The organism is Micromonospora sp. NPDC047465, from assembly GCF_040643125.1.
In the GTDB taxonomy this organism is placed as follows: domain Bacteria; phylum Actinomycetota; class Actinomycetes; order Mycobacteriales; family Micromonosporaceae; genus Micromonospora.
This window is the reverse complement of sequence record NZ_JBEYTP010000004.1, coordinates 213,065-237,389: the sequence shown is the minus strand read 5'-3', so window position 1 is coordinate 237,389 and position 24,325 is coordinate 213,065. Positions and strand designations below refer to the sequence as shown.

Sequence of the window (24,325 nt, the reverse complement as noted above, 5' to 3'; positions counted from 1 at the left end):
GGGCCGCCTCCCGACATCCCGGCCGCCTCGGCGCCCGGACCGCCACCGCGTGGACCGGCACGCCGCTTCCGGCCGCCCCGCCTCGGTACCGGCCCGTCCGACCGTTCCCGCACTCCTGCCGGAACGACCGCCGCCGACGTACGCCCAAGCGTCCACGATGCCCGATTGCCCGTCCGACGGGCACGACCACACGTCGATTTCGCTCGATCGACCGCGAGGTGCTGACCATGCAGACCGTGCTCTCCTCCGTCCTGCTCGATGTGCCGCGGGCCGCCGTGATCTGGCTGAGCCTGCTCGGCGTCGTCGCCGTCACCGTCGCCGGCCTGTTGCTGCGGCCGGGCCGGCTCCGCTTCGACGCGGGGGGCCTGATCCGCCGCGCGGCGATGCCGAGCGAGCTGGAACGGGCCGAGGAGCAGCGCGAACGGTCCCGGTACGCGGAGGAGGTCGCGGTGGCCGCGGAGCGGGCCGCCGCCACCGCCGCCCGCCTACGGGCCGAGTGGCTGACCGCGCAGGAGGCGGTCGAGACGGCCTGGCAGGCGTACGAGGCCGCCGAGGCGGACGTCCGACGGCTGGCGAGCGCCGAGGCGATGCCCCTGCCGCGTACCGGCCGGACCCCCGCCGAGTACGCCGAGCGCGAGCGCTTCCTGCACCGGGCCGCGCTGGACGCGTACTGGCGCAAGGAGCTGTCGGTGGAGCAGCTCAGCGACGTCTTCGCGCACCGCAACGGGTGGGACCCGCGGCTGCACCCGGTCGAGCAGGAGCTGGTGCTGCGCCGGGCGGTACGGGACAACCTGTTCGCCCGGCAGCAGGCCGCCCGGGAGCGGGAGCAGGCCGCCTGGCGCGCCGCCGAACTCGCCGTCGAGTCGGCACGCAGCCTGCGGGACGAGGCGTTCGTCGCGGTCAACCGCCAGCCCGAGGAGTCGCCGTCGCTGCTGCCGCTGATCGAGGGGCCAATGGAGCAGACCCGGGAACTTCCGGCGGTCTCCGGCCGGGAGGTTCCGCCGGTGGCCCGGGGTCGGGCGGCCGTCGCCGCGTACTGATCGGCGCGATCGGGGTGGCCGTCGTCGCCTCCTGACCGTACGACCAGTGGCCGTGGCCGCGTACCGACCGGCCGGCCGACGGATCCGGGCGGAGTTGGCCCGGCTGGGCTAGCGTGGCCGTATGTCCAGGGAGGCGTGGGTCCTCGTCGGTGTCGTGGCGGTCGTCACGCTGGTCGGCGCGGTGCTGCTGGCCGTTCGCGTGATCCGCACCCGCCGGCTGCTCGGCACGCTCGGGGTGAAGGGCAAGGTCGCCTTCTACGGGGCGCTGCTCTACACCGTGCTCCCGATCGACGTGCTGCCCGACCCGATCTACCTCGACGACATGGCCGTGCTGACCGGCGCGCTGATCTACCTCGGTCGGCTGGTCCGGCACCGACGCGCCGGCAGTCCTCCGCTGCCCGGCCGACCGGTCACCGGGCCGGAACCGGACCGGCACCGCCGCCGCGTCCCCTGACCCGGCACGCCCACCGCGAGACAGGGGACGGACATGCCCGACCACCGGTTGACGCCGCAGGACGAGCGGGTCGCCGCGTTCTGCCGGGAACGGCACCTGGCGACGTTGACCACCCTGCGGGCCGACGGCACCCCGCACGTCGTGCCGGTGGGCGTCACTGTCGACGCCGCGGCGGGCCTGGCCCGGGTGATCACCAGCGGCACGTCCCGCAAGGCCCGACACGTCGCCGCCGCCGGCCCCGTGGGCGCCCCGGTGGCCGTCTGCCACGTCGACGGGCGACGGTGGCTCACCATCGAGGGGCGGGCGGTCGTCCGCTCCGACCAGGCCGCCGTGGCCGAGGCCGAGCGCCGGTACGCCGAGCGGTACCGGACACCGCGCCCCAATCCCGACCGGGTCGTCATCGAGATCACCGTGACGCGCCTGCTGGGAAGTCTGTGACGGTCTGACCGGTTCGTCGCCGGTTCGCCCGGCCTGCCGGTGTCGGCTGCGGTAGACAGCCGACCACCGCTGTCCGGGGCACCGCCGGCACGAGCCCGAGGAGCCCGTCGCACGTCGCGGGTGTGACGAGCCGCATCCGTACGCCGGAATCCTGCTGCCCCTGGTGCCGTTGCATCCCATCGTGCCGCCGGACCCCCGGCCCTGCCCCGGAATGCCCTGTGGAGCAGGGCCGTTGGATCCCTGGTACGCCCGGCCACGGACGCGCTCCGGGCCGTCGAATCCCTCCAGGCGAGCGCCTGTCCCGGTGCTTGCGCCTCCGGCTCCCGGAGGCGTCAACCCCCGATTGGAGCCCGACCATGAAGCCGATCATCCACAAGAGCGGTCTCTCCGTCGCCGGCCTGCTGGTGGCGGGCGGTTGCATCGCCGGACCCGCGATGGCCGCCCAGGCCACGCCGGTGGCCACCACCCCGGTCGCCTCGGTGCACACCGACAAGGGCGGGCGGGCCGACAAGGCCGACAAGAACGGCCGCCCCGACAAGCGGGCCGAGCGCACCGTGGGCATCGAGTACCAGGCCCAGCCCAACTTCTACTACTGCGGCCCGGCCGCGACGCGGATGGCCCTGTCCGCGCAGGGCAAGATCCTCTCGCAGGACGAGGTCGCGAAGCTGCTGGGCACCACGGAGGCCGGGACCGACTCGGCCCTGGACACCACGCGGGTGCTCAACGAGCTGACCGGCGGCCGGTACCGGACCACGGAGATCTCGGGCCCGGTGGCCAAGCCGGAGCAGGTCGACAAGCTGCGGTCCGACGTGGTCGCCGCCCTGGACGAGGGCCGGCCGGTGGTGGCCAACGTCAAGGGCACCGCGGTCGACACCGACGGCCACCCGCAGTCGTACGAGGGCGGGCACTACCTGACCCTGGTGGGCTACCAGGACGGCGGTGACCTGATCCGGATCGCCGACCCGGCCTCTCCGGAGGGCGAGTACTGGATGACCCTGGAGAAGGTCGCCAACTGGATCGCCGAGCGCGGTTACTCGTCCTGATCCGACGCACCGGCGAGGGCCGGTCTCCCCGCACGGGGGGACCGGCCCTCGCGCGTACCACCCGACCCTTGCCCGTCCCCACCGGCGTTTGCGCGCGTTCCTGCGGTGCCTCGCGCCGGGCCCACGCCCGGTCCGGTGGGCACCCGGGTGCCGGCCCCTGGCCCGCCCGGTGAAAACCGGTCGCCCTGTCCCCGGGGCCGGCGGCAGGATCGGCCCGGTGAGGATGCATGCCGACCAGGTCGACGTCACCGCGGACGTCGTCACCGCCCTCGTCGCCGATCAGTTCCCCCGCTGGCGCGGGCTTCCGGTGCGCCCGGTCACCTCGTACGGCACCGTGAACGCGCTGTTCCGCCTCGGTGAGGACATCGTGCTGCGCTTCCCGCTGCAACCCGGCGTCGGCCCGGAGCTCCGCGAGGACCTGCGGCGCGAGCAGGAGGACGCGCGCCGCCTCGCCCCGCACGTACCGCTGCCGGTTCCCGAGCCGGTGGCCCTCGGCGAGCCGGGCGAGGGCTACCCGGGACCGTGGACGGCGTACCGCTGGATCCCCGGGGAGACCGCCGGTGACCGGAGCATCGGCGATCCGGTCGAGTTCGCCCGCGACCTCGCCGGGTTCGTCCGTGCGCTGCACGAGGTGGACACCGGCGGCCGGGCGTGGAACGGACGCACCCGGGGCGGCCCGCTGCCCGCCCGGGACGAGTACGTCCGTAGCTGCCTGGCCGAGAGCGCCCACCTGACCGACACCGCCCGGGTCGCCCGGGTCTGGGCGGAGTGCCGCGACGCGCCCGCACACGACGGGCCGGACGTGTGGATCCACGCCGACCTGATGCCGGGCAACCTGCTGGTCCGCGACGGCCGGCTCGCCGCGGTCATCGACCTCGGGGCGGTCTGCGTCGGCGACCCGGCGGTCGACCTCATGCCGGCGTGGAACCTGTTGCCGCCCGGCGCCCGGGAGACCTACCGCCGGGCGCTGGGGACCGACGACGCCACCTGGGCGCGCGGGCGGGGCTGGGCGATCGTCCAGGCCGTCGGCGCCCTCCCCTACTACGTCGACACCAACCCGGTGATGGCCGACACCGCCCGCCGCACCCTGGACGCGGTCCTCGACTGAGGCGTGGGAGCGGCCCGGGACGCGGGGTTGGTGGACCGGCTGCGGGGCGCGCTCAGCGGCCGACCGGATCCGGCGGGCGGTCGAAGAACGTCTCCAGCACCACGATGGTCTGCGTGCCGGTGACGCCCTCGATCTGGAACAGTCGCCGCAGGCTGGCCTGGAGCTGTTCCGGTGACCCCGCCCTGATCTTCACCAGCAGCGAGGCCGGGCCGGCCACCACGTGGGCCTCCTCGACCTCCGGCAGCGCGGCGAGCGCCTCATGGGTGGGTCGGTCCCCCATCCAGGCGTTCGCCTCGATCATCACGAAGGCGAGCACGCCGCGACCCACGGAGACGGGATCGACGTCCACTGTGGTGCGTCGGATCACCCCCTGCTCGCGCAACTTCCGCACCCGCTCGTGGACGGCCCCGGTCGACAGTCCGACGGCGGCGGCGAGGGCCGAATACGGCTGGGCCGCGTCCCGTTGCAGCTCCGCCAGCAGCCTCCGGTCGATGTCGTCCACACGCTCCTCCGATGCTCGTTCGGCGATTAACGCCATTCCCCGACTGTCGTTCGGTGGTGTTAGCGTACAGCCGAACAGGAATCAGGAGGGTGTCTCATGGTCGACCGGGTGAAAGCTCACTTCGAGGTCCTCGACGAACGGTTCCGCCGGGTCAACGGCGACGAGTGGGTCGAGCGGCTCCACACCGGGGGCCGTTGGCTGGAGGGGCCGGCGTACTTCCCTGCCGGGCGCTACCTGGTGTTCAGCGACATCCCCAACGACCGGCTGCTGCGCTGGGACGAGACCACCGGGGCGGTCGGCGTGTTCCGGCAGCCGGCGGGCTACGCCAACGGGCACACCGTCGACCGGCGCGGGCGGCTGGTGAGCTGCGAGCAGGGCAACCGGCGCGTCACCCGGACGGAGGCGGACGGCACCGACACCGTCCTCGCGGAACGCTATCGGGGGCAGCGGCTGAACAGCCCCAACGACGTGGTCGAGCACTCCGACGGCTCGATCTGGTTCACGGACCCGAGCTTCGGCATCGACAGCGACTACGAGGGCCACCGGGCCGAGAGCGAGATCGGCGGCAACCACGTCTACCGGGTCGACCCGCACGACGGCGAGGTGCGCCTGGTCGCCGACGACTTCGGCCAGCCGAACGGGCTCGCGTTCGACGCCGACGAGTCGACGCTCTACGTGGCGGACACCCGGCACCGGCACCTGCGACGCTTCGGCGTCGGCGCGGACGGCAGCCTGCACGGGGGTGAGGTCTTCGCCGAGTGCGACGCGGGCACCTTCGACGGGGTACGCATCGACGCGGCCGGCCGGATCTGGGCTGCCGCGTACGACGGGCTGCACTGCTTCGACCCGGACGGCACGCTGCTGGGCAAGCTGCGCCTGCCCGAGGTGGTCGCCAACTTCACGTTCGGCGGGCCGAAGCGCAACCACCTCTTCGTCTGCGCGTCCAGTTCGCTCTACGCGCTGCGCGTCAACATCAACGGGGTCCGCCACCCCGGCTACTGACCGCGGGCGTGCCGGCGGCTCGTCCCGCCGGCACGCCCGCCGGGTTCACGGCTCCGGCACGCGCATGTGGCTCACGGCTCCGGTGCGATCCGGCGCAGGCTGTCCACCTCGGACACGATGACCGCCTCCATGGGGCACGAGTCCGCGGCGTCCACCAGCGCGTCGTCGGGCGCCACCCGCTCGGCCAGCGGGCGCGACAGCCCGTCCACCAGCACGAAGTGCCCCGGCGCGGTGCCCGCGCAGATCCCCGACCCGATGCACCGGGTCCGGTCCACGTGCACGCGCCACTGCTCGTCCGGCCCGCTCACCGCGTCACCAGCTCACCGGCATGGCCACCAGGCCCCGCACCAGCAGGCCGCTCTTCCAGGTCAGCTCCGACTCGGGCACCGCCAGGCGCAGGCCGGGGGTGCGGGCGATCAGGGTCTCCAGGACGACCTGGAGCTCCATCCGGGCGAGCTGCGCGCCGACGCAGTGGTGCACCCCGTGCCCGAAGCCGAGGTGGGGGTTGGTCTGCCGGGCCAGGTCGAGCCGGTCGGGCTCGGCGAAGACCGTCTCGTCCCGGTTGGCCGACGGGATCGACACGACGACCGGCTCGCCGGCACGCACCAGCACGCCGCCGAGCTCGACGTCCTCCAGGGCGTAGCGGGCGAAGGCCGACGACGCGCCGAGCGGGACGAAGCGCATCAGCTCCTCCACGGCGCCCGGCACCAGCGCCGGCTCGGCCCGCAGCCGCGCCCACTCGGCCGGGTGGGTGAGCAGCACGTACACGAAGTTGGGAATCTGGGTCACGGTCGTCTCGTGCCCGGCGGCGAGCAGCCCGGCGGCCAGCCGCACGACCTCGTCCGCCGCGAGCCGGTCGTCGGCGTCCCGGGCCCGGACCATCGCGCCGAGCAGGTCGTCGGTGGGTTCGCGGTGCCGGCGCGCGATCAGCTCACCCATGTACGCGAACAGGTTGTCGATGTACTGCTGGGCCTGTTCCGGGCTCAGCGAGGTGGTCGACACGATCGCCTCGGACCAGGTGTGGAAGCGGTCCTGGTCGGCCACGGGCACGCCGAGCAGGTCGCAGATGACCCGGATCGGCAGCGGGGTGGCCAGGTGCTCCACCAGGTCGGCCGGGGGGCCGGCGGCGAGCATGCCGTCGACCAGTTCGTCGGCGACCCTCCTGGTGCGGGGGCGCAGCTCCTCGACCCGGCGGGCGGTGAACGCCTTCGCCACCAACCGACGCAGCCGGGTGTGCTCCGGCGGGTCCATGGCCAGGATCCCGGTGTCCTGCTGCCGTGGCGAGTTGCGGGGCTCGTCCCGGCCCACCGAGGCGGCCCGGCTGAACCGGGGGTCGCCCAGCACCGTACGCACGTCGGCGTGCCGGGTGGCCAGCCAGGCCGGCTCCCCGAAGGGCATCCGGATCCGGGTGAGCGGTTCGTCCCGGCGCAGCCGGGCATAGCGCGGGTCGAGGTTGAGCCGGTCGGGGTCGCTGAACGGATAGCGCTGGGGGATGGTCGTCTCGGGCGCCTCGGTCACCGGCTGACCTCCTCTCGTCGCGGCGTCCGCAGGGGACGCCGGTCCGGCCGGGGGCGACTCGACGGTGAGTCATGCTCCGACTGCGGATAGTAGCGAGGGTGGTCGATGCTTGGCTAGCGGTGACCGTCGATCCGCCGGAAACGACGCTCCGGGCCACCGACCGCGCGGCGACCCGGGAGCGGACCGAGGAGCTCAGCGGACCTGGTCGCCCTCGCCCGTACGGGCCTGGGCCTGGTCGACGCCCTTGTCGATCTGGTCGTCGTACTTCCCGCCGGTGCGCTGGTCGGCCATGTCGCCGCCCTTCTCCATGCCCTGGTCGACCTGCTTGTCGTGCTTGTCGGCGAAGTCCTTGGCCTTGTCCATGAAGTCGCTCATCGGGTCCTCCTCGGGTCGGGATTCGATCTCTGCCTTCCCAGGGGCCCCGGGCACAAACGCGACCGGGCAGGCCCGCACCGACCGGACGGGCCGCCCCGGAGCGCCACAGAGGGCCGTGGAGCGGACAGGCCGGCGGGAACGCCACGGGACGGCGCTCGGGCAGCCGACTCGCCCTCCCGCGCCGGGTGCGGCATCCAGGTTGAAAGGGGCCACGGGTGTCGGGAGGACGCCGGCCGGGTACCGACTCGCGGGAGATCGAGGAGGGCCGACGTGGTCGCAGACGGTGCCGGGCGGACGCCCGAGGGGACGACGGACCGGGCCGCGGTGCCCCGGCAGGCGTGGGCGGCGCTGCCCTGGCCGGTCCGCTCGGCCGTGGTGTGGAGCGCCTGCCTGGTGGTGGTCGTCGCCGGGCTGTACCTGCTGGGGAAGATCGCGGTGCTGCTCGCGCCGCTGGCCATCGCGCTGGCCGCCACCGTCTTCCTCACGGCGCTGCTCGACCCGGTGCAGCTCGCGCTACGCCGCCTCCGGCTGCCCGCGTCGCTGGCCGCCCTGCTCACCGTGCTGCTGCTGCTCGGCGTGCTGTTCGGGGTCGGCGCGCTGGTGTGGAACCTGACCGCCAGCCAGTTCAGCGAGCTGAGCCAGGAGCTGAGCCAGGGCCTGCAACGGACCCGGGAGTTCGTGACCTCCACGCTGCCGGTCAGCGACCAGCAGCTCGACCGGCTGCTCGACCAGGCCCGGCAGGGTCTCGGGCAGGGCTCGGTCGACCCGGTGTCGGGGGCTCGGACGGCCGCCGAGGTGCTCGGCTCGGCGCTGCTCGCGCTCGTGCTGCTGTTCTTCCTGCTCAAGGACGGCCGGTCGATGTGGCACTGGGTGCTGGCCCGGATGACCGGCCCGAACCGGTCGGTGACCGTCGAGGCGGGCCGGGTGGGCTGGCGGACGCTGGGCGCGTACAGCCGGGGCACGATGATGATCGCCGCGATCGACGCGATCGGCATCGGCCTGGCCCTGGTGCTGCTCCGGGTGCCGCTGGCCTTTCCGCTGGCGCTGATCACGTTCTTCGGCGGCTTCGTCCCGATCATCGGCGCGACCGTGGCCGGCGCGGTCGCGGTGCTCGTCGCGCTCGCGGCGAAGGGGCCGGTCACCGCGCTGCTGGCCCTGGCCGCCGTGATCGCCGTGCAGCAGATCGAGGGCAACCTGCTGGAGCCGCTCATCATGAAGCGCCAGGTGCGGCTGCACCCGGCGGTGATCCTGGTGGCGGTCACCGCCGGCACCCTGATCGCCGGCATCGCCGGCGCCTTCGTCTCGGTGCCGATCACCGCCGTCGTCTGGCGCGTCATCGACACCGTCCAGCAGCACCGCGAGCGGCCCACCCCGGCCGCCAGGGCCACGCCGCCGGCCCCCGCCTGAACGGGGCCTGCCAGCCGCCGGCCCCGCCTGAACGGGCCTGCCACGCCGCCGGCCCCGCCTGAGCGGGGCCTGGCAGGAGGGCGGTGCCCGCCGGGCGAGCCGTCCACGAGCCCGGCACCCGCACGAACCGGCCGTCCACCGGGCCGGCGCTCAGGCCGGGCGGGGCACGGCGAGGTGGGCGGCGAACCAGTCGGCGGCGCAGTGGGCGACCTGCTCCAGCTTGCCGGGCTCCTCGAAGAGGTGCGTGGCGCCGGGGATCACCGTCAGCTCGGCGGTCTCCGGCAGCGCCTCCTGCGCCTGCTCGTTGAGGGCGATCACCTGCTCGTCCAGGCCGCCGACCAGCAGCAGCGTGGGCGCGCGCACCTGCCCGAGGGCCGGGCCGGCCAGGTCGGGCCGGCCGCCCCGCGAGACCACCGCGCCGACGAGTTCCGGTCTCTCGGCCGCCGCCACCAACGCGGCGGCGGCCCCGGTGCTGGCCCCGAAGAGGCCGATCGGCACCCGACCGAAGGGCCGCTCCGCCGCCAGCCAGTCCACGACCGCCGCGAGCCGGTTGGCGAGCAGTGGGATGTCGAAGCGCAGCTCGGCGGTCCGGACGTCCACCCGGTCCTCGGCGGGGGTCAGCAGGTCGACCTGCACGGTGCCGAAGGCGTCGCGGTTGAGCACGTGCGCCACGGCGGTGTTGCGCGGGCTGTGCCGGGAGCTGCCGCTGCCGTGGGCGAAGAGCACGACACCGGCAGGTTCGGCCGGGACCAGCAGGTCGGCCATGAGTTCGGCGTCCCCCGCCGGGATCTTCACCTCGCTGCTGCGCACGTCCATCTCCGCCTCCGTTCCGTACGTCGTCGGCCAGGACCGGTCGTCCGACTCACCGGACCACGGCCCCTCCTCCCCGGCGGCTCGCATACCCGCCCGCACGGCCGGCAAGCGGGCCGGCCGCCCCGGTGTTTGCCACCGGGGGCGTCGGGTAGGCGGCGGGTGACCGCAGACCGTACCGGCGCAAGACCGCGCCCCCGACGGATCGCGAGGATCGCCATGGCGCAGCAGCGAGAGTCCCGCCAGCAGACCGCCGACCGGGAACGGCGCGAACAGGACGCCGAACGCGGCCGGGACTGGGCGGACGACGCGGCCCAGGCACGCACGGCCGACGACCCGCGGGCGATGACGCCCCGCGACGCGGCCGGCCGCCCCTCGCAGGGCAGGCCGCTCTGACCGACGCCGCCGGCCCGCCGAGCGCGGGCCGGCGGCGGGTCACGGCTCGTTCTCGGGCAGGCGGAGCAGGGGGGCGCGGCCCGGTGCCTGCTCCGGGGCCGGTCCGGAGACCTCCAGCGGCGGGATCGGCACGGTGACGGGCTCGTCGCAGGTGACCCGGACCGTCTCGCCGTGGTGCCGCAACTCCAGCACGTCCTCCGGGTCACCGTGGCGCAGCGCGTACGTGGTCTCGTGCGGCCGGACGTCCACCCGCAGCCGCATCCCGCGCCACTGGAGCGAGAACTCCAGCCGCCCGAGCCGGCTGGACAGGCGTGGCGCGAACGACAGCGTGCCGTCGTGGTCGCGCAGCCCGCCGAACCCGGCCACCAACGCGATCCACGCCCCCGCGAGCGACGCCATGTGCACGCCGTCGCGGGTGTTCTCGTTGAGGTCGTGCAGGTCCATCAGCGCGGCCTCGCGCAGGTAGGTGTGCGCCAGCTCCGGGTGGCCCACCTCGGCCGCCAGTACCGCCTGGGTGCACGCCGACAGCGACGAGTCCCGCACCGTCCGGCGCTCGTAGTAGAGGAAGTTGCGCAGTTTTTCCTCCGGGGTGAACGCGTCGCCCCGCCAGTGCATGGCGAGGACCAGGTCCGCCTGCTTGACCACCTGCTTCCGGTAGAGGTCGAAGTACGGGTAGTGCAGCAGCAGCGGGTACTTCTCCGGCGGCGTGTGCCCGAAGTCCCACTCCTGGAGCCGGGTGAAGCCCTCCACCTGCTCGTGGACGTCGACCTCCTCGTCGTACGGGATGTGCATGGAGGCCGCCGCGTCCCGCCAGGCGGCTGCCTCCTCGTCGGTCACGCCGAGGTGGAATGCCTCGTCCCGGTAGCGCATCACCGCGTCGGCGGCGGTGATCAGGTTCCGCTGCGCCATCAGGTTGGTGTAGATGTTGTCGTTCTTCACCGCCGTGTACTCGTCGGGGCCGGTCACGCCGTCGATGTGGAACTGGCCGTGCCGGTCGTGGTGGCCCAGCGACCGCCACAGCCGGGCGGTCTCCACCAGCAGCTCCAGCCCGATCTCGCGCTCCAGCTCGGTGTCCTCGGTGACCTGCACGTAGCGCCGCAGCGCGTCGGCGACGTCGGCCGCGATGTGAAAGGCAGCGGTGCCCGCCGGCCAGTACGCCGACGACTCCGGTCCCTCGATGGTGCGCCAGGGGAACGCCGCGCCCTCCAGGTTGAGCATCCGGGCCCGCTCGTGCGCGGCGGCCAGCGTGCGGTGCCGCCAGTGCAGCGCGTCCCGCACGGCGGCCGGGTGGGTGTAGGTGAGCACCGGCAGGACGAACATCTCGGTGTCCCAGAACGCGTGCCCGTCGTACCCGGGGCCGGTCAGGCCCTTCGCGGCGATCGGCCGCTGCTCCGCCCGGGTACCCGCCTGGAGGACGTGGAACAGGCCGAACCGGACGGCCTGCTGGACCTCCGGGTCGCCCTCCACCACCACGTCGGCGGCCTCCCAGAACTCGTCGAGGTATTCCCGCTGTTCCCGGTGGAGCCCGTCCCAGCCGTCCAGCCGCGCCCCGGCCAGTGCCGCGCCGACCTGGTCCCGCAGGGCCGGCAGCGAACGGCGGCTCGACCAGCCGTAGGTGAGGTACTTGACCACCCGCAGCGTCTCGCCCGGCTTGAGCACGCACCCGATCGTGGTACGCACCCAGTCCTCGTACCCCTCGGACTCGATGGTCTTGCGCGCCGGGGCGTACACCTCGTGCTCCATCGCGGCGGCGACCCGCAGTCCGGAGAGCTTGGTCCGGTGGATCAGCAGCCCGCCGTCGTCGGTGGTGAGTTCCTCCTCGGCCTGCAACGGCGACTCCAGCACGGCCGCGACCCGGGGGTCTCGGCTCTGCGCGGGCAGCGTCTCGTTCGCGACGAGTTCCGACTGGATGATCAGCCGCAGCGGGCCGTCGACCGCCTCCACCTCGTAGTTGATCGCCGCGACGGAGCGCTGGGTGAAGGAGACCAGCCGGGTGCTGCGGACCTTGACCTCGCGGCCGGCCGGCGACCGCCAGTGCAGCTCGCGGTGCAGGGTGCCGGCGCGCAGGTCGAGGACCCGCTCGTGGGAGAGGAGTTCGCCGTACCGGACGTCGAGCGGCTCGTCGTCGACCAGCAGCCGGATCAGCTTGCCGTTGGTGACGTTGACGATGGTCTGGCCGGATTCCGGGAACCCGAACCCGGCCTCCGCGTACGGCAGCGGGCGCAGCTCGTAGAAGGAGTTGAGGTACGTGCCGGGCAGGCCGTGCGGCTCGCCCTCGTCCAGGTTGCCGCGCAGCCCGACGTGCCCGTTGGAGAGCGCGAACACCGACTCGGACTGGGCCAGGACGTCCATGTCCAGCCGGATCTCCCGGATGTGCCACGGCTCGACGGGATATGCCCGTTCCCTGATCACGCGGGCCGCCCGGTGTCGAGCAGGTCGGCGAGGTCGGTGACCACGACGTCGGCGCCGTGGGCGCGCAGCTCGGCCGCCTGGCCGACCCGGTCGACCCCGACCACGTAGCCGAACCCGCCGGCCCGGCCGGCGGCCACCCCGGCCAGCGCGTCCTCGAAGACGGCGGCATGGGCCGGGTCGACCCCGAGCAGCCCGGCCCCGGCCAGGAAGGTGTCCGGGTGCGGCTTGCCGCGCAGCCCCTCGGCGCGGGCGAGCAGCCCGTCGACCCGCGCCTCCAGCAGCGGTTCCAGGCCGGCGGCGGCGACCACCTCCCGGCCGTTCGCGCTGGCCGTGACGACCGCGCGGCGCAGGCCGGCGGCGGCCGCGGCCTTCAGGTAGGCGACCGAGCCGGGATAGACGTCCACGCCGCGGGTGCGCAGCCGTTCCAGCAGCAGCACGTTCTTCCGGTTGCCGACCCCGTTGACCGTGTCGGCGTCCGGGGGGTCGTCGGGCGCTCCCTCGGGCAGCACGATCCCGCGCGAGGCGAGGAAGGTGCGCACCCCGTCGGCGCGGGGCCGGCCGTCGACGTACCGGTTGTAGTCCGGCCCCGGGTCGAACGGGCGGAACGCCTCGCCGGTGGCGGCGGCACGCTGCCGCAGGAAGCCGTCGAACGTCTCGGTCCACGCGGCGTTGTGCACCCGGGCGGTCTGCGTCAGCACCCCGTCCAGATCGAAGAGACAGGCGGTCACGTGAGCAGGCAGGCCCAGCACGGTTACGAATCTATCCAGACCTCCGCGCCGGCAAACCGGTTTCGGCCCGGTTGCCCGGGACGGCTCAGTGCGGGCGCAGCGTCCAGACGACCGTCATCGCGCCGGTGGCCTTCCCCTCCTCGGTGGCGATCTCCACCTGCACCGGGAACTCCGGCCGCCGGCCGGCCTCCAGCTCGGCGACCACCTCGGCGGGGGGCCGGCCGAGCCGCGCCGTCGCCAGCACCGGGCCCATGGCGAGCTTCCGGTACGCGATCTCGGCCCGCACCGCCAGCGGCGTGGCCCGGTCGAGCAGCGGCGCGAACGCGGCCAGCACGACCGCGCCGGAGGCGGTCTCGCCGAGGGTGAACATGGCCCCGGCGTGCGGCCCGCCGACGTGGTTGTGGGTGGCCGGCGAGTCGGGCAGGCGGACGACCGCCCGCACCCCGCCCTCCGCCTCGGGGGCCACCTCGACGAATTCGAGGCCGAGCGTACGCGCGAACGGCACGGCCTCCAGCATGCCGGCCGCCACCTGGCGCGAGTCGATGGTCATGCCCCGACGTTACTAGTCGGTAACTTCGCCGGCAAGGGCCACCCGGTCAGCGCCAGCCGACGTCGATGCGGTCACCCCGCTCATCGAAGAAGTGCAGCGCGTCCATGCGTACGGAGACGGCCAGGGGGTGACCGGCGGAGACCGCGGGGTACGGCGCGAGCCGGACCGCCAGCTCGGCCGGGCGGCGGTGGTGCCGGCCCGGGTCGCTCAGCACGCTGGTCCGGGCGCTGGGGCTCGGGGCGGGCTCGTCCTCCGCCGCGCGCCCGGTCAGCCGCTGCATCATCTGGCCGAAGCGGCGCAGACCGCGCTGGTCGACCGGGGCGTCGACGGGGGTGCCCATCTCGTCCACCACGATCGCGGTGGCCCCGATGTCGAGGAACGCGAGCGACTCGTGACCGTGGTGCTCCAGGTAGCGGATCCGGCCGCGGAGCACGTCGCCCGGCGTGTCCGGGGCGACCGGGGTGAGCGCCTCGGCCCGCATCCCGACCACGATCCGCTCGCCGTGGTAGTGCGCGACCGCCCGGCTGCGGATGTCGTCCCAGGGCAGGCGCAGCGCCTGCTCGCCGAGGGTGAGGGTGACGTAGCGGTCCAGGTGGACGTAGACCGACGCCTCCAGCAGGTTCATCCGCGGGCTGCCGAGGAACGCGGCCACGTAGAGCGTGGCGGGACGGCCGTAGACCTGGGTCGGGGTCCCCACGTCCTGGAGGACGCCCCTGCGCATGATGGCGACCCGGTCGGCCATGGTCAGCGCCTCGGCCTGGTCGTGGGTGACGTAGATGGTGGTGACGCCCAGCTCGCGGGTGAGCCCGGAGATCTCGGCGCGCAGCTCGGCCCGGAGCCCGCTGTCGAGGTTGGACAGCGGCTCGTCCATCAGGAACAGGCCGGGGCGGCGGACGATCGCCCGCCCCATCGCGACCCGCTGGCGCTGCCCGCCGGAGAGCTGGTTGGGCCTGCGGCCGAGCACGTCGCCGATGCCGAGCGCGCTGGCCACGTCGGTGACCCGCTCGCCGCGCGGCTCCGGATCCATGCCGGCCAGCCGGAGCGGGAAGGCGATGTTGTCGCCGACCGTCATGTGTGGGTAGAGCGCGAAGTCCTGGAAGACCATGGCGATCTTCCGCTCCCGCGGCGGCAGGTCGTTGACCAGCTCGCCGTCGAGCAGCACCGCGCCCGACGTCGGGTCCTCCAGCCCGGCGACCATCCGCAGCACCGTGGACTTCCCGCAGCCCGACGGGCCGAGCAGCACCATGAACTCGCCGTCGTTGACGTCCAGGTTGACGCTGTCGACGGCGAGGGTGCCGTCCCTGAACACCTTCGTGACATCCTTGAGCGCGACGGTGGTCACCGTCACCTCCCCACAGCTCGTCGACCGAACCCCGAATGACTGTGACGAGGATCATTCGATCCGGATATCGGGTAAACGTCCCATGTTCGACTCGTGACGTTCCTGTTGCGCCCACGGGTGGGACGGCGGGCGACCCCGGGGGCGCGGACGGGCGTGGTCAGCGGCAGCGGGGCTGCGGCTGCTCGCCGAGGAAGACCCGGCGGACCACCCGTTCGGCGGCGTGGCCGTCCTCGAGCGCGCAGAACCGGGCCCGGAACCGCTGCCGGACCCTCGTCGCCTCCGCCGAGTCGACCCCGCCGGCGCGGAACAGGTCGAGCAGGTCGGCGAAGCTGGTGGCCACCGCGCCGGGCGGCTCCGCGAGCAGGTCGAAGTAGACGCCGCGGGCCAGCCGGTACGCCTCCCAGTCCGGGGCGTAGACCACGATCGGCCGGTCCAGCACGGCGTAGTCGAACATCGCCGACGAGTAGTCCGTGACCAGCACGTCCGCCACGAGGTAGAGGTCCTCGACGCGCGGGTGGCCGCTGACGTCGCGCACCCGGTCCCGGTCCACCGGGCGCCGGGCCCGGCGCTCCCGGTCGTGGAAGTAGTGGCTGCGCATCAGCAGCCGGCCGGCCGGGCCGAGCACGTCGAGCAGCCGCCCCGGGTCGAACGGCGGCCGGTAGCCGGGCAGGTGTTCCCGGTGCGTCGGGGCGTACAGGACGACCCGCTCGCCGAGGCCGAGGCCGAACGCCGCGCGCAGCCGGAGCACCTCCTCGGCGGTGGCGTTGACCAGCCGGTCGTTGCGCGGGTAGCCCACCTCCAGGGTGGTGTACTCCGCCGGATAGGCCCGCTCCCACATCTGGGTGGAGAAGCTGTTCGCGCTGATGCTGAAGTCCCACCGGTCCACCCGGCGCAGCAGCCCGGCGAAGTCCATCCCCACCGCGCCGATCGGGTACCGCTGCTGGTCGAGCCCCATCACCTTCACCGGCGTGCCGTGGTGGGTCTGCACGTGCACCGACCCGGGCCGCTTGCGGACGTAGTCCGGGAAGTTCACGTTGTTGACCAGCCAGCGCGCCCGCGCCAGCGCCCGGTAGTACGCGGGGGTGCCGGCCACCACGTACTCGACGCCCTCGGGCATGGTGTGCACCCGGTCCCGCCGGACGATCCACACCCCCCGGACCTGCGGCGCCAGCCGTCGCGCCGCCTCGTGGACCGCGGCCGGGTTGTCCGCGTAGCCGCGGTACCAGTATGCCGCGTACACGGCCAGCGTCGGGTCGACGGGTCGGCGCAGCTCGGCCCGGTAGTACTCGCGCAGCAGCGTGTCCCGGGCCAGCCGGGCGGCCCGCCGGGCCCGGGGCGCGACCCGCCGCCTCGTCGTCCGGGCGGTACGCCGGGCGGTGTCCCGCGCCAGGTAGGCGGTGCGCAGGGCGCTGAACGTACGCCAGCGGCCGGCGGCCACCAGCCGGTGCTTGAGCCCCTCCGCGCCCCCCGGGGCCGGGTAGCCGCCGGGCGGCAGCCAGCGCGCGTAGTCGGCGGTGATCTGGGCGAAGAAGGCGGGCCGCAGCTCCGGCGCGATCCGCTGCCCGTTGCCGAGCACGGTCAGGTAGTGCCAGATCATCCGTTCGAAGACCGCCGGGCGCAGGTCGTCGACCACCGACCCCCAGGAGTCCATCAGCCGGAACACCCGGTGCCACTGGTGGAAGACCTCGAAGTGCCGGTCGCCCCGCGTCCTGGTGATCGCGCCGGACCGCCGCTGGCGGTAGTTGACGCAGACCCGGTCCAGCACGCCGATCCGCTCGGCGGCCATCAGCACGGGGTAGCTGAACGAGACGTCCTCGTACCAGCCGGGGGCGAAGCGCAGCCCCAGGTCGCCCAGGAACTGCCGACGGACCAGCCGGTTCCAGGCGGTGTGCAGCACCCGCAGCGTCTCGGGCCGGTCCCGCAGCCGGAAGGTGCCCTCGCCGGGTGGCTCGGGGAACACCTCCGCCATGGCGCTGCGGGTGACGGCGTTGTTCCAGTGCGTCCGGACGTGATCGACCAGGAGCACGTCGGGGTGGGTGGCGCGGAGGCGCTCGGCCACCTCCACCAGGCACTCCGGGGCGAGCCAGTCGTCGCCGTCGACGAACCAGACGTACTCGCCGACGGCCCGGTCCAGCCCGACGTTGCGGGCCGGGCCGAGCCCGACGTTCTCCGTCAGCCGGACGGCGTGCACCCGCCGGTCGCGGGCGGCGTACTCGGCGAGGATCTCGCCGCTGTCGTCCGGCGAGCAGTCGTCGACGCCGATCACCTCGATGTCGGCGACGGGCTGGTCGAGGATGGAGTCCAGGCACTCGCGCAGGTAGCCCTGCACCCGGAAGGCCGGCACGACGAAACTGATCAGTGTCATCCGGCCGGCCCCTCCGTCAGCCCGGCGAGCGGCCTCCCGCACCGGCCAGGCCCACCGACGCCCGCGCGGCGCGGGCGGGCAGGACGACCCAGGCGAGGACGACACTCCCCACGAAAACCATGAGAAGGTACGTACCGAGTGTAGCCATCCCGATACCCGCAATTCCGACGATCGCCGCCAGGGCCAGCAGCACGGACCGCCCCTCCCACCCGAGCGTGAGACCGTGCAGCGGCGGCGCGGACTGCCGCTTCTCCAGCCGGGCGGTCAGGTCGTAGTGGTGCAGGGTCAGCACGAAGACGTACCCGAAGACCAGCCACGGCGGCACGTCGCCGACCACCCCGACCGCGATGGCGAAGAGGTACTCCCCCGCCCGCAGCGCGGCCGGCACCAGCCAGTCCAGCGGCCCGTTGTGCGCCGCGCCCGCCCCGAGGCCGCCGACCAGGAGCACCAGCAGCGCGACCGGCACCGCCCAGCCCAGGCCCGCCGCCTTGGTGCCGTCCCGGGTGAGCAGGGCCGCCACCAGCAGCGCCGCCGGCCCCAGCGCCGCGACGACCGCCAGCGTCAGCGGGCCCATCGGGCGGACCACGGGCAGCCGGCGGGCCAGCGGGCCGTCGTCGCGGTGCAGGGTGGCGTCGACCGTGTCCAGCACCGGCACCCACATCCACCGCGCGCGCAGCGTACGCAGCGCCCCGGTGTACGCGAACGCCAGCACCCCCCACGCCAGCACCGCGTAGAGGCTGACCAGCGGGCCGAACAGCGCCACGGTCAGCGCGATCAGCGCCCACCGCTCCCCGATCGGGAAGACCACCGTCCGCTTGAGCCAGTACGACACCGACCCCGTGTCGGCCTGCACCCGGTTCGAGGCGGCGTTCAGCTTGTCGCCGATGCCGCCGCCGGAGGTGCCGACGGCCTTCGGCCGGCGCGCCGCCTCGTCGTGCAGCACGCCGTACCACGTGTCCGTCATGTGCCGGACGGTCTGCAGCGTCATCGCGGCGATCGCCAGCGCCCAGCCGTACCGGAACCCGGCCTGGGTGGCCCCGTAGCCGAGGCCGGCGTAGACCACGTACTCCTTCGCGCGGTCGGCCATCGTGTCCAGCCAGCCGCCCCAGGCGCTGAAGTGCCGCGTGTAGCGGGCGAGCTGGCCGTCCACGCAGTCGAGCACGAAGCCGAGGTAGAGCAGCACCGCCCCGGCGACCAGCGCCGGCCGGCCGCCGACGCCGAACAGCACGGCGGCGGCCACCGCGAAGGCCACCGAGATCATCGTGACGGCCGTCGGGCCGAGCCCGAGCCGGGCGGACGCCTTCGTGACGTACGGGGACCAGGTGCTGACGAAGAAGGTGGTGAAGAAGTCGTCCCGCTCCTTCACCGAGAGCCGCAGCTCCGCCCGGTCCTCGTCGACGGCGGCCACGGCCGCCTCCGCGGCGGCCAGCCCCGTCGGGTCGGTCACCCGGTGCGCGACGAGCAGGCGTACGCGATGGGCGAAGGTCAGCGCGCCGAGCCCGGCGAGGCCGGCGAAGAGCCGGTCCACGGCGGGCCCGGCCGGCGGCGGCGCGGCGGCCGACGGCGCGCCGGCGGGCAGCACCCCGGCGGCGGCCGCGCGCGCGGCGGCGGCGAGCGACGGCAGGTCGGCGACGCCGACCCGCAGCGCGCCGCCGAAGATCCCGGTGGCGTCGCCGTTCAGCGTCTCCGGCGGCCCGGCCTCGACGACCTGGCCGCGCTCCTCGCGCACGGCGGTGCGCCCGTCGCCGGGCGGGTCGGTGAGCACCAGCGCCACCGTCGGCCCGACCGGGCTGGTCGCCAGGTGCCGCAGGACGGCGGTGTGCGCGACCAGGTCGGCGCCGGTGACCAGCACCGGGCCGGTGGCCGCGTCCACGAGGGCGGCCAGCTCGTCCAGGTCGGCGACGCGGCGCACCTCGTCCGCCCCTGCGGCGCGGAGCTGGGCGGCGAGCCGGTCGGCGAGGGGTTCGCCCGCGCGGGTGGGGAGGCTCGCGGCCGGGGCGTCGGCGGCGAGCACGATCGCGAGCGTCACCGCGGGACCGCGGTGTGGTACGCGTCGAGCGCCTCGGCGATCGTGCCGTCGACGCTCAGCCGGCCCCCGTCGAGGTAGAGCCCCCGACGGCAGAACCGGGTCAGGTCCTTTTCGTTGTGTGACACCAGCACCAGAGTGCGCCCCTCCCCGAGCAGACGGTCGATCGTCGCATAACACTTCTTGCGGAACTCCGCGTCCCCGACGGCGGTCACCTCGTCCATGAGCAGGATCGGGTGCGGCAGGTGCGAGATGATCGCGAAGCCGAGCCGGACCTTCATGCCGGACGAGTAGTGCCGCACCGAGGTGTCGATGGCCCGCTCCACCTGCTCACCGGCGAACGAGACGATGTCGTCGAAGTGCCGCCGCAGATAGCCCGACGACAGCCCGTGCAGGCCGCCGACCAGGTAGAGGTTCTCCCGCCCGGTCAGGTCGTTGGAGAAGCCGGCGGAGAGCTCCAGCAGCGGCGCCACGTCCCCCCGCACCCGGATCCGCCCCTCGTCGGGGATCAGCACCCCGGCGATCAGCCGCAGCAGCGTGCTCTTGCCGGTGCCGTTGCGGCCGATCACTCCGACGGTCTCGCCGGCCGCCACCGAGAACGACACGTCCCGCAGCGGCCAGAACTGGCCGGCGGACGCGCCGCGCGTGCCCCGGTGGATGAACAGCTCGCGCAGCCGCAGCTGCCGCCGCCGGTTGCGGACGAACCGGATGCCGAGCCCCTCCGCCTCGATGATCGGGTCGGCCATCGTCACAGTTCCTTGAGCACGGCGGGTTCGAGCCGGCGGAACGACCACCAGCCGGCGGCCAGCACCAGCAGGCTGACGCCGACGGTGGTGGCGAGCAGCCGGGCGTCCGGGAACTCGTCCGGGTACCAGACCGCGTGGTGCAGCTGGAAGATGCCGACCAGCGGGTTCAGCTCGTACGCGACCTTCAGCCAGCCCGGCAGGTCGGCGCCCCGCACGAGGCTCAGCGGATAGATGATCGGCGTCGCGTAGAAGAGCACCCGGATGACCAGCCGCATGAACCGCTCGACGTCGCGCATCAGCACGTTGACCGCCGAGAGCAGCAGCGCCAGCCCGACCAGCAGGACGGCCTGCACCGCCACCGCCAGCGGCAGCGCGAGCAGCGACCAGCCCAGGTCGATCCCGCCGGACGCGGCGTACCCGACGGCGACGGCGACCAGGATCGGCAGGCCGGCGGCGTACTCGGCGAAGCGGCCGGCGACCCGGCCGATCGGGAAGACCTGCCGGGGCACGTTCATCGTCGTGATCAGCCGCGACTGGCCGGTCAGCGCGTTGGTCGCCTCGCTCAGCGCCGAGCTGGTCCACATCCAGGCGAAGATCCCGGTGATCAGGAACAATGGGTACGAGCCGGCCGCGTCACCGAGGTGGCGGGTGGTGTCCCGGGAGTAGAGGACGCCGAAGACGAACCAGTAGATGGCCCCCATGCCCAGGGGCTCGATCAGCGACCAGAGGTAGCCGAGCACGGACTGCTGGTACTTCACCGCCAGGTCGCGCCGGACGAGGATGCGCAGGGAGTTGCGGTGCGACCACAACGCCGCGACGCCAGAGGTCACCGCCGCCTCCCGCCTCACCGGACGGACGACAGGTTAGCAGTCAGTGAACGAACGCCCCCTCAGCACTCGATCACGTTGACGGCCAGGCCGCCGCGCGCCGTCTCCTTGTACTTCACCTTCATGTCCGCGCCGGTCTCGCGCATGGTCTTGATGACCTTGTCGAGCGATACGTGGTGCACCCCGTCGCCGCGCAGCGCCAGCCGGGCGGCCGTGATCGCCTTGATGCTAGCCACCGCGTTCCGCTCGATGCAGGGGATCTGCACCAGGCCACCGACCGGGTCGCAGGTGAGCCCGAGGTTGTGCTCCATGCCGATCTCGGCGGCGTTCTCCACCTGCTCCGGGGTGCCGCCGAGCGCCTCGGCCAGCCCGGCGGCGGCCATCGAGCAGGCCGAGCCCACCTCGCCCTGGCAGCCCACCTCCGCGCCGGAGATCGACGCGTTCTCCTTGAACAGCACGCCGATCGCGCCCGCCGCCAGCAGGAACCGGACCACCCCCTCGTCGGAGGCGCCCGGCACGAACCGGGTGTAGTAGTGCAGCACCGCCGGGATGATCCCGGCCGCCCCGTTGGTCGGCGCGGTGACGACCCGGCCGCCGGCCGCGTTCTCCTCGTTGACGGCGAGGGCGAAGAGGGTCACCCAGTCCATCGCCCGCAGCGGGTCGGTGGGGTCGGACTCCGTCGCCAGGCTGCGGCGCAGCTCGGCGGCGCGGCGGCGGACCTTCAGCCCGCCGGGCAGCACCCCGTCCCGCGAGCAGCCCCGCTCGACGCACTCCCGCATCACCCGCCAGATCTCCAGCAGGCCGGTGCGCACCTCGCCCTCGCTTCGCCAGGACAGCTCGTTGGCGAGCATCACCTCGCTGATCGACAGCCCGGTCGACGCGGTCACGTCGAGCAGTTGCGCGCCGGTGAGGAACGGGTGCCGCACGCGCGTCGCGTCCGGCTTGATCCGGTCCGCCCCGGCCGCCGCCTCGTCGACCACGAACCCGCCGCCGACCGAGTAGTACGTCCGCACGCGCAGCTCCGCGCCCCGCTCGTCGTACGCGACGAAGGTCATCCCGTTCGGGTGGTACGGCAGCGACCGGCGCCGGTGCAGCACCAGGTCCCGGTCGGGGTCGAAGCCGATCTCGTGCGCGTCGAGCAGGCTCAGCCGGCGCTCCGCCCTGATCCGGCTGATCCGCGCGTCGACGGTGTCGGTGTCGACCGTCTCCGGCGCCTCGCCGGCCAGCCCGAGCAGCACCGCGCGGTCGCTGCCGTGGCCGTGACCGGTGGCGCCGAGCGAGCCGAAGAGTTCCGCCTGCACCCGGACGGTGCCGGTCAGCAGCCCGTCGGCCTTCAGCCCGGCGACGAACGTGCGGGCGGCCCGCATCGGCCCCACCGTGTGCGAGCTGGACGGCCCGATGCCGACGCTGAAGAGGTCGAAAACGCTGATCATGCTGCACTTCCTCGCCGTCGTACCCCTCGCGGGGTCCGGCCCGGTCGTGGCCGGCCCGGGACCGGGCGGCCGTCGGCACCCGGACGTGCGGGTGCCCGACCGGCGAGCCTACCCGCCCAGCTCACCGGCTGCCCGGCGCGTCGCCCCGATCGTCGGCATCCGGAAAGCCGGCGCCGCGCGGGGACCGCCGCGAGGCCCCCGTGGGTCGTCGATCCGGACGGGTGCCCGTGGTGCCCGTCCGCCCGTCGCGCGGACGGCTCCCGGGTAACCACCTACGGGGACGCGGGCGGCCGATCCTCCCTGAGGCCGAGGGCGTGGTGGGCGCCCGTTCCTACCGTTGGGGCAGACGCGGCGAACGCCGCAGAGTGGGAGTACGACGATGAGTCGCAAACTGGTCCGCCCCCGTCAGGAACGCATGATCGCCGGTGTCTGCGCCGGTCTGGCCCAACGTTTCGGCAGGTCGGCGGGGTTCGTCCGGCTGCTGTTCCTGCTGTCGCTGCTGCTGCCCGGCACCCAGGTGATCTTCTACCTGGTGCTCTGGGTCCTGATGCCGAACGAGGACCGCAACCGGTGACGTGAGATTGCCCGGTCGAGGAGGATGGCCGGCACCGTGGCGGCTGCCAGGGCGGCGCCGATCCAGGTGACGGAGGTGATGCCTGCCCCGGCGTGGAATGCGGCTCCGGCGAGTACGGGGACGAGGCTGATGCCGAGTTGGAACGCGGACACGGTGGTGGCCCCGGCGAGGGTTGGCGCCTGCGACGCGATCGTGAACACGCGGCCGTAGATGGCAGGGTTGAGCACGAATCCAGCGACCCCGAGAAGCAGGACGAGGGGGACGACGGCCAGCGCGTGCTGGGCGAGGCCCGCGAGCAGGACGGAACTGGTCAGAATTCCGATCGCCCCGATCAGGAGCGTATGTGACGGCCTCCGGTCGGCGATCCTGCCGCCGATGGACAGACCGACGAAGGCGCCGGCGCCGAACAACGTGAGGATCGCGGGAATCCAGACCCGCGGGACGCCGGTGATGTCGGTCAGGAACGCCGCGAGGTAGTTGAACGAGATCATGTAGGCGGCGGTGCTCAGGACGGTGGCGGCGTAGACGACCCACAGCTGTGGTTGCCGCATGGTGCGAAGCTCCCGCCGCACACTGGGCTTCACGTTCGCGCTCGTCGCGGGCAGCGCGAGGAGAGTCAGGATCGCCCCGGCCACGGTGAGGGCGGCCACGCCCCAGAATCCGCCCCGCCATCCCGTGAAGTAGCTCAGCATGGCCCCGGCCGGGCCGCCGGCGACCATCGCGAGGCTGAGCCCGCTGACGACCACTCCGGAGGCGCGTGCGGTGCGGTCGGGCGTGACGAGGCTGATCGCGGTGACCGCTGCGACGGCCCAGAACCCCGCGTAGGCGAGGCCGCAGATGAAGCGGGTGGCCAGCAGGACGGTGTAACTCTGGGTGAGAAGGCCGACCGCGACGGAGGCGGCGAAGAGGGCCTGGGTGGTCACCAGCGTGGCCCGTCGCGGCCAGCGAAGGGTAATGATCGCCAAGGGCGGGCCGCCGATGACGACACCGATGGCGAACGCCGAGATCAATGCACCGGCCGAGGACAACGTGATCGAAAGGTCGTCCGCGATCGCCGGCAGGACGCCGGCAAGCAGGAACTCGGCGCTGCCCATCGCGAACATGCTGATCGCGAGCAGGTAGACGCCGAGCGGCAGCCTCCCGCGAGAGACGGGCACCTGTCGTGCGGTTTCGACGCTCACCGTCATCACCGCCGTCCCGCAACGGTGGTGAACTCGCCGGGCTGTCCG

The 24,325-nt window shown here is 73.7% G+C and carries 24 protein-coding genes; 9 read left to right on the top strand and 15 right to left on the bottom strand.

The features are described from left to right. Positions 1-227 precede the first annotated feature (227 nt). The 5 genes from ABZ793_RS06770 to ABZ793_RS06750 all read left to right on the top strand — a co-directional run bounded on the left by ABZ793_RS06770 (position 228) and on the right by ABZ793_RS06750 (position 4,083). A complete protein-coding gene (locus ABZ793_RS06770) occupies positions 228-1,040 on the top strand; it encodes a hypothetical protein (RefSeq protein ID WP_357452983.1) in 813 nt (270 codons plus the stop codon). A gap of 121 nt (positions 1,041-1,161) precedes the next feature. Further along, entirely contained in the window at positions 1,162-1,494 is a 333-nt protein-coding gene (locus ABZ793_RS06765) for a YkvA family protein (RefSeq protein ID WP_357452980.1), read from the top strand. A gap of 33 nt (positions 1,495-1,527) precedes the next feature. Further along, positions 1,528-1,932, top strand: a complete 405-nt coding sequence (locus tag ABZ793_RS06760; protein WP_357452977.1) for a TIGR03618 family F420-dependent PPOX class oxidoreductase — start codon at positions 1,528-1,530, stop codon at positions 1,930-1,932. Between the two features lie 356 nt (positions 1,933-2,288). Next, a complete protein-coding gene (locus ABZ793_RS06755) occupies positions 2,289-2,975 on the top strand; it encodes a C39 family peptidase (protein WP_357452974.1) in 687 nt (228 codons plus the stop codon). A gap of 223 nt (positions 2,976-3,198) precedes the next feature. Continuing rightward, on the top strand, positions 3,199-4,083 hold the full coding sequence (locus tag ABZ793_RS06750; RefSeq protein ID WP_357453193.1) for an aminoglycoside phosphotransferase family protein: 885 nt from the start codon (positions 3,199-3,201) through the stop codon (positions 4,081-4,083). A 52-nt stretch (positions 4,084-4,135) separates the two neighbouring features. Here ABZ793_RS06750 and ABZ793_RS06745 read toward each other — a convergent pair whose 3' ends face one another. After that, entirely contained in the window at positions 4,136-4,585 is a 450-nt protein-coding gene (locus ABZ793_RS06745; protein WP_357452971.1) for an Lrp/AsnC family transcriptional regulator, read from the bottom strand. Between the two features lie 96 nt (positions 4,586-4,681). Between ABZ793_RS06745 and ABZ793_RS06740 the strand changes: the two genes are divergently transcribed. Beyond that, positions 4,682-5,587 carry an SMP-30/gluconolactonase/LRE family protein gene (locus tag ABZ793_RS06740; protein ID WP_357452968.1) on the top strand — a complete coding sequence of 302 codons (906 nt, stop codon included), beginning with the start codon at positions 4,682-4,684 and terminating at the stop codon, positions 5,585-5,587. Positions 5,588-5,658: 71 nt separating this feature from the next. Here the strand turns inward: ABZ793_RS06740 and ABZ793_RS06735 are convergent, their stop codons facing one another. The 3 genes from ABZ793_RS06735 to ABZ793_RS06725 all read right to left on the bottom strand — a co-directional run bounded on the left by ABZ793_RS06735 (position 5,659) and on the right by ABZ793_RS06725 (position 7,480). Continuing rightward, complete coding sequence (locus tag ABZ793_RS06735) at positions 5,659-5,895, bottom strand: ferredoxin (RefSeq protein WP_350701672.1); 237 nt, start codon at positions 5,893-5,895, stop codon at positions 5,659-5,661. 4 nt (positions 5,896-5,899) lie between these two features. Beyond that, positions 5,900-7,105 (bottom strand): cytochrome P450, encoded by a 1,206-nt coding sequence (locus tag ABZ793_RS06730; protein ID WP_357452964.1) that lies wholly within the window; start codon positions 7,103-7,105, stop codon positions 5,900-5,902. Between the two features lie 192 nt (positions 7,106-7,297). Further along, positions 7,298-7,480, bottom strand: a complete 183-nt coding sequence (locus ABZ793_RS06725; protein ID WP_357452962.1) for an antitoxin — start codon at positions 7,478-7,480, stop codon at positions 7,298-7,300. 270 nt (positions 7,481-7,750) lie between these two features. Between ABZ793_RS06725 and ABZ793_RS06720 the strand changes: the two genes are divergently transcribed. After that, entirely contained in the window at positions 7,751-8,887 is a 1,137-nt protein-coding gene (locus ABZ793_RS06720; RefSeq protein ID WP_357452960.1) for an AI-2E family transporter, read from the top strand. A 150-nt stretch (positions 8,888-9,037) separates the two neighbouring features. Here the strand turns inward: ABZ793_RS06720 and ABZ793_RS06715 are convergent, their stop codons facing one another. After that, positions 9,038-9,703: a dienelactone hydrolase family protein gene (locus tag ABZ793_RS06715; RefSeq protein WP_357452957.1), complete on the bottom strand. Its 666-nt coding sequence runs from the start codon at positions 9,701-9,703 to the stop codon at positions 9,038-9,040. A gap of 213 nt (positions 9,704-9,916) precedes the next feature. Between ABZ793_RS06715 and ABZ793_RS06710 the strand changes: the two genes are divergently transcribed. Further along, positions 9,917-10,093: a hypothetical protein gene (locus ABZ793_RS06710; protein WP_357452953.1), complete on the top strand. Its 177-nt coding sequence runs from the start codon at positions 9,917-9,919 to the stop codon at positions 10,091-10,093. Positions 10,094-10,132: 39 nt separating this feature from the next. Here the strand turns inward: ABZ793_RS06710 and ABZ793_RS06705 are convergent, their stop codons facing one another. From ABZ793_RS06705 to ABZ793_RS06665, 9 genes are all read right to left on the bottom strand, one after another. Beyond that, entirely contained in the window at positions 10,133-12,505 is a 2,373-nt protein-coding gene (locus ABZ793_RS06705; protein ID WP_357452950.1) for a glycoside hydrolase family 65 protein, read from the bottom strand. After that, a complete protein-coding gene (locus ABZ793_RS06700; RefSeq protein WP_357452947.1) occupies positions 12,502-13,254 on the bottom strand; it encodes an HAD-IA family hydrolase in 753 nt (250 codons plus the stop codon). Before ABZ793_RS06700 ends, ABZ793_RS06705 begins: the two co-directional genes overlap by 4 nt. A 64-nt stretch (positions 13,255-13,318) precedes the next feature. Continuing rightward, on the bottom strand, positions 13,319-13,783 hold the full coding sequence (locus ABZ793_RS06695; RefSeq protein ID WP_350701684.1) for a DUF4442 domain-containing protein: 465 nt from the start codon (positions 13,781-13,783) through the stop codon (positions 13,319-13,321). 46 nt (positions 13,784-13,829) lie between these two features. Next, positions 13,830-15,125 carry an ABC transporter ATP-binding protein gene (locus ABZ793_RS06690; RefSeq protein WP_357452943.1) on the bottom strand — a complete coding sequence of 432 codons (1,296 nt, stop codon included), beginning with the start codon at positions 15,123-15,125 and terminating at the stop codon, positions 13,830-13,832. 157 nt (positions 15,126-15,282) lie between these two features. Next, complete coding sequence (locus ABZ793_RS06685) at positions 15,283-17,490, bottom strand: bifunctional glycosyltransferase family 2 protein/CDP-glycerol:glycerophosphate glycerophosphotransferase (protein ID WP_357452940.1); 2,208 nt, start codon at positions 17,488-17,490, stop codon at positions 15,283-15,285. Between the two features lie 16 nt (positions 17,491-17,506). Continuing rightward, positions 17,507-19,504, bottom strand: coding sequence for a DUF5941 domain-containing protein (locus tag ABZ793_RS06680; RefSeq protein ID WP_357453190.1), 1,998 nt, complete (start codon positions 19,502-19,504; stop codon positions 17,507-17,509). An 11-nt stretch (positions 19,505-19,515) separates the two neighbouring features. Further along, entirely contained in the window at positions 19,516-20,262 is a 747-nt protein-coding gene (locus ABZ793_RS06675) for an ABC transporter ATP-binding protein (protein ID WP_357452937.1), read from the bottom strand. A 2-nt stretch (positions 20,263-20,264) separates the two neighbouring features. Then, positions 20,265-21,092 (bottom strand): ABC transporter permease, encoded by an 828-nt coding sequence (locus tag ABZ793_RS06670; RefSeq protein WP_357452934.1) that lies wholly within the window; start codon positions 21,090-21,092, stop codon positions 20,265-20,267. 59 nt (positions 21,093-21,151) lie between these two features. Continuing rightward, positions 21,152-22,522: an L-serine ammonia-lyase gene (locus ABZ793_RS06665; protein WP_357452931.1), complete on the bottom strand. Its 1,371-nt coding sequence runs from the start codon at positions 22,520-22,522 to the stop codon at positions 21,152-21,154. 379 nt (positions 22,523-22,901) lie between these two features. Between ABZ793_RS06665 and ABZ793_RS06660 the strand changes: the two genes are divergently transcribed. Then, the gene (locus ABZ793_RS06660; RefSeq protein WP_357452928.1) at positions 22,902-23,096 is read left to right on the top strand and encodes a PspC domain-containing protein; all 195 of its coding nucleotides are present in this window, start codon (positions 22,902-22,904) and stop codon (positions 23,094-23,096) included. Here the strand turns inward: ABZ793_RS06660 and ABZ793_RS06655 are convergent. Continuing rightward, positions 23,048-24,277, bottom strand: a complete 1,230-nt coding sequence (locus ABZ793_RS06655) for a Cmx/CmrA family chloramphenicol efflux MFS transporter (RefSeq protein ID WP_357452925.1) — start codon at positions 24,275-24,277, stop codon at positions 23,048-23,050. The two genes, ABZ793_RS06660 and ABZ793_RS06655, sit on opposite strands and share 49 nt — an antisense overlap. Positions 24,278-24,325: the final 48 nt, after the last annotated feature.

Excerpts from the sequence above, each read along its gene's own strand:
- ABZ793_RS06715 (WP_357452957.1), bottom strand. The coding sequence starts at position 9,703 with ATGGACGTGCGCAGCAGCGAGGTGAAGATCCCGGCGGGGGACGCCGAA.
- ABZ793_RS06675 (WP_357452937.1), bottom strand. The coding sequence starts at position 20,262 with ATGGCCGACCCGATCATCGAGGCGGAGGGGCTCGGCATCCGGTTCGTC.
- ABZ793_RS06665 (WP_357452931.1), bottom strand. The coding sequence starts at position 22,522 with ATGATCAGCGTTTTCGACCTCTTCAGCGTCGGCATCGGGCCGTCCAGC.
- ABZ793_RS06695 (WP_350701684.1), bottom strand. The coding sequence starts at position 13,783 with ATGACCATCGACTCGCGCCAGGTGGCGGCCGGCATGCTGGAGGCCGTG.
- ABZ793_RS06740 (WP_357452968.1), top strand. The coding sequence starts at position 4,682 with ATGGTCGACCGGGTGAAAGCTCACTTCGAGGTCCTCGACGAACGGTTC.
- ABZ793_RS06770 (WP_357452983.1), top strand. The coding sequence starts at position 228 with ATGCAGACCGTGCTCTCCTCCGTCCTGCTCGATGTGCCGCGGGCCGCC.
- ABZ793_RS06685 (WP_357452940.1), bottom strand. The coding sequence starts at position 17,490 with ATGACACTGATCAGTTTCGTCGTGCCGGCCTTCCGGGTGCAGGGCTAC.
- ABZ793_RS06755 (WP_357452974.1), top strand. The coding sequence starts at position 2,289 with ATGAAGCCGATCATCCACAAGAGCGGTCTCTCCGTCGCCGGCCTGCTG.
- ABZ793_RS06750 (WP_357453193.1), top strand. The coding sequence starts at position 3,199 with ATGCATGCCGACCAGGTCGACGTCACCGCGGACGTCGTCACCGCCCTC.
- ABZ793_RS06725 (WP_357452962.1), bottom strand. The coding sequence starts at position 7,480 with ATGAGCGACTTCATGGACAAGGCCAAGGACTTCGCCGACAAGCACGAC.
- ABZ793_RS06660 (WP_357452928.1), top strand. The coding sequence starts at position 22,902 with ATGAGTCGCAAACTGGTCCGCCCCCGTCAGGAACGCATGATCGCCGGT.
- ABZ793_RS06765 (WP_357452980.1), top strand. The coding sequence starts at position 1,162 with ATGTCCAGGGAGGCGTGGGTCCTCGTCGGTGTCGTGGCGGTCGTCACG.
- ABZ793_RS06710 (WP_357452953.1), top strand. The coding sequence starts at position 9,917 with ATGGCGCAGCAGCGAGAGTCCCGCCAGCAGACCGCCGACCGGGAACGG.
- ABZ793_RS06760 (WP_357452977.1), top strand. The coding sequence starts at position 1,528 with ATGCCCGACCACCGGTTGACGCCGCAGGACGAGCGGGTCGCCGCGTTC.